This is a genomic window from Gluconobacter sp. P1D12_c (genome assembly GCF_018812105.1).
GTDB lineage: Bacteria > Pseudomonadota > Alphaproteobacteria > Acetobacterales > Acetobacteraceae > Gluconobacter > Gluconobacter oxydans_A.
This window is the reverse complement of the sequence record NZ_JACSIQ010000834.1, coordinates 1-365: the sequence shown is the minus strand read 5'-3', so window position 1 is coordinate 365 and position 365 is coordinate 1. Positions and strand designations below refer to the sequence as shown.

Annotated in this window: 1 protein-coding gene; it reads right to left on the bottom strand. The window is 56.3% G+C overall.

Annotation, left to right across the window (positions count from 1 at the left end; translation table 11 throughout):
• A partial coding sequence (locus KP705_RS21905) for a transposase (RefSeq protein WP_215765496.1) occupies positions 1-365 on the bottom strand: 365 nt, incomplete at both ends.

The following is a 365-nucleotide window of genomic DNA, read 5'->3' as shown; positions in this document are numbered from 1 at the left end:
CGGAGGTCGGCTTTCTCGGTGTTGGTATTGCGCTGCTTTGGAGCGGCTACCAATGTTGCATCCAGGATCTGGCCCGACATCGGCAGATAGCCCGCGTTCCGCAGAGTTGCATCAAACCGGGCAAACAGCCTTTCAATGGCTCCCGCCTGGGTCAGGCGTTCACGGAACAGCCAGACCGTTTTGGAATCAGGCACCCGATCTGAAAGCCCCAGACCAAGGAAGCGCATGAAGGAGAGGCGATCGTTGATCAGATATTCCGTCCGTTTGTCGGACAAATTGTTCAGCGTCTGGATCACCAGGATCYTGAACATCAACACTGAATCGAACGGCGGTCGCCCGCCCTTGCTTCCATCTGAATAGGCCAG